4 protein-coding genes and 1 pseudogene are annotated in these 2,921 nt (G+C 47.1%); 4 read left to right on the plus strand and 1 reads right to left on the minus strand.

The genetic code is table 11. The features are described from left to right. A partial coding sequence (locus F7D73_RS15930; protein WP_153125600.1) for a helix-turn-helix domain-containing protein occupies nucleotides 1-274 on the minus strand: 274 nt, incomplete at its 3' end. A 397-nt stretch (nucleotides 275-671) separates the two neighbouring features. Between F7D73_RS15930 and F7D73_RS15935 the strand changes: the two genes are divergently transcribed. The 4 genes and pseudogenes from F7D73_RS15935 to F7D73_RS15950 form a co-directional block, all read left to right on the plus strand. Next, entirely contained in the window at nucleotides 672-1,154 is a 483-nt protein-coding gene (locus F7D73_RS15935; RefSeq protein WP_113747960.1) for a DUF3408 domain-containing protein, read from the plus strand. Between the two features lie 184 nt (nucleotides 1,155-1,338). Continuing rightward, nucleotides 1,339-1,755 carry a plasmid mobilization protein gene (locus F7D73_RS15940; RefSeq protein WP_153126306.1) on the plus strand — a complete coding sequence of 139 codons (417 nt, stop codon included), beginning with the start codon at nucleotides 1,339-1,341 and terminating at the stop codon, nucleotides 1,753-1,755. Beyond that, nucleotides 1,752-2,702: a relaxase/mobilization nuclease domain-containing protein gene (locus tag F7D73_RS15945; RefSeq protein WP_153126308.1), complete on the plus strand. Its 951-nt coding sequence runs from the start codon at nucleotides 1,752-1,754 to the stop codon at nucleotides 2,700-2,702. Before F7D73_RS15940 ends, F7D73_RS15945 begins: the two co-directional genes overlap by 4 nt. Nucleotides 2,703-2,737: 35 nt before the next feature. After that, nucleotides 2,738-2,921: pseudogene (locus tag F7D73_RS15950) on the plus strand (hypothetical protein); the annotation flags it as partial.

Consider the following 2,921-nt stretch of genomic DNA (forward strand, 5'->3'; position numbering starts at 1 on the left):
TGTCCTCCACTACTGCTACGATAGCCATCACGTCCTCCGGCTTGTAGTAGGTCTTGTGGCTGATTTGCGTATAAGCCAAAGTTCCGTTGTCCCGAAGCGTCTGCACTGTCCGTGGGCAGATGTTGAGCGTCTGACACACGTCCTGCGTGTCGAGCCACTTGTTCATGGTCTTGTCCTCACTGCGCTCACGGATTCTGTCCATGCGCTTCACGAAGTTCTCCAACTGGGCATCAAGATAGTTGAATGCCTCTTCCTCGAATACGATGAATCCCATACTTTTCTTTTTTCTAAGTTAATACTATGTTATATGTCGCAAAGCTCCACGCATATGCTGTGCTCCACGTTTGTGAGTGCAAAGATAAGGCACGGCAATCTAAAAACAAGCGTTTTCAATTTCTGTGGCAGTATGTTGCCGGGGTTTGCCGACTTCAACGCCAAAAACAACAAGAAAAACTTGCACGACTGCAACGAATACATGAACAATGATGAGTTGAGAAATACGTTGAAGTTCTCACAACTATCTCGGTATGCAAATAAGCAAGCCACAACTAAATTGCCACGTTACACCCAATCAGTTGCATGGCTGCACTCAGTACACTTACTTTGCACCCGACAATCGGTCAATGGTGCAAACCGTGACCACTATACTAACAAATAAAACAGCATAAGCTATGGCAAGAACAAAAGATGCAGTCTTGGCTCCTGAGCAAAAGGAGCTGATGGAAAAAGAGTATTTGGATTTTGTTAAACCATCTACGTATGGCAACAAAGCCAATCCAAGTAGTTGTAATTCTCTCTATGATGATGTAGAGAACCCAGAGTTGAGAGCAATTGTAGAGAAAGTTGCTGCAACAACTCCCTATAGAGAGGAAACATCAACGAACGAGGCTCAATCGCCACCGAATCCGCAGAAGCGCATCAGTGGCAAGCAGCGCAAGGCGACATTGGAGGAGTATCAGCAGACCTTCCTCCAAGTTCCAAGGATTGACGACCGCAAGCCAGTCTTCGTCAGTTCCGATGTACGAGACCGTCTTGATCGTGTCGTCCGCATCCTCGGAGGGAGACGCATGAGCGTATCGGGCATCATCGAGAACATCGTGCGCCACCACCTAAGCCTTTATGAAGAGGACTTCGAGGCTTGGCGCAAATTGTGAGAATTAAGGTCTGCGACCTTGGACATGGATAGCTGAAAGGCTGTAGTTCCAACTAACGTGTTCTGAGAGGGAGCGAGGTTATGTTTTGGGAACCCCAAAACGCCTCGCTCCACCATGAGGGTGGAGGAATTTTGCTCCCGACGGTCGCAGAAAATAAGTGTACCAACTGTAAACAGTATATCGAATGACAAGCATACATGAACAGGACAAGAAAAAGGGCGGAAGACCGCCCACAGGCAGGGTTCGCAAGCTGTCGAAGTCTGTCACGGTGAAGTTCTCGAAGCCAAGCTACGAGGCATTGAGACTGAGGGCGAGAAAAGCCAATCGCAAGTTGGCGGAGTACATCCGTGAGTCAGCCTTGAATGGTGAGGTGGTGAGCGGACACAACACAGAGACGGTTGCCATCGCCAAGAATCTCATTGGTATGGCGAACAACCTCAACCAACTTACCAAGCTGTCGCATCAGAGAGGCTTCCACGAAACCCATGTGTATGTAATGGACTTGTTGAGGAGATTGAAAACCGTCCTTGTCGAGTATCGGCAAGGAAATTCCAAACCTAATCCAAGCGGAATGAACAGAAGGAAGGATACAACGACATGATAGGCAAGCTAAAGAAAGGGTGCTCATTTGGCGGTTGCATCCGCTATGTTACAGGCAAGGACGAGGCGAAAATCATCGCCTCGGATGGTGTGTTACTCGGTACAAATACTGAGATGGCGCAAAGTTTTGAGCTACAAAGGCAACTAAATCCAAGGATTAAGAAGCCTGTGGGACACATCGCCTTGAGCTTCAAGCCCGAGGACAAGCCTCGTTTGACGGATGAACTCATGGCTAAGATAGCCCTTGAATACATGCAGATGATGGGCATCACTGATACCCAATTCATCATCGTAAGGCATCACAACACGGACAATCCACATTGCCATATTGTGTACAACCGCATCAATAACGAGGGCAAGCTCATATCAGACAGGAATGATTACAGGCGTAATGAGCAGGTGACCAAGGCTCTAAAATCCAAGTATGGACTGACCTACGGAACGGACAAGAGCAATACTAATACTCGCAAGTTACGCAATGCTGAGCGTGCCAAATACGAGATTCACAATGCCGTCAAGGATGCCTTGAAAGGCGCTGATAGTTGGCAGAAGTTCAAGAATGAACTTGCAAAGCGAGGTGTTCTCTTGGAGTTAGTCTATAAGGACAAGGAGCGAACCAAGGTGCAAGGCATCCGATTCAGCAAGGACGGATATAGCTTCAAGGGTACGCAGATTAGCCGAGACTATAGCTTTGGCAAACTGAATGCGAGATTAGAGGGAACGGAGAACCTTTTATCAGCAAGAGCCAAATCTGCTCAGCAATATGAGCAAGGTTATCACAAGAACAACCAGGAGCCATCCATATCGGAGAGCAGTCAAGACCCTTGGGACGGTATTTCTTCCATTGGACTTTTTGCTCCAGCCAATGCTCAGACCTTTGAGCCATTCCCAGAGGATGAATCATCCAAGAAGAAAAAGAAGAAACGCAGAAGAGGCTTTAGCCTTTGATGCAAGTTACAAACCATTCAAACAACATAAGAAAGATGAAAGAAGAAATGTTAGAAGCCATCTACGGCACAGTTGAGAGATTGGAGCAAAAAGTCGATGAACTTTCTGCCTCACCAAAGAATACAGAGGCGGAAAGCACTCCGGCCTCTGTAAGTGTTGATACTAGCAAACTTGAAAAAGCTATTCTTGCTATGGCTGTAAAAGAAGGGGAAGCTATTG

The organism is Segatella copri (assembly GCF_009494395.1).
In the GTDB taxonomy this organism is placed as follows: domain Bacteria; phylum Bacteroidota; class Bacteroidia; order Bacteroidales; family Bacteroidaceae; genus Prevotella.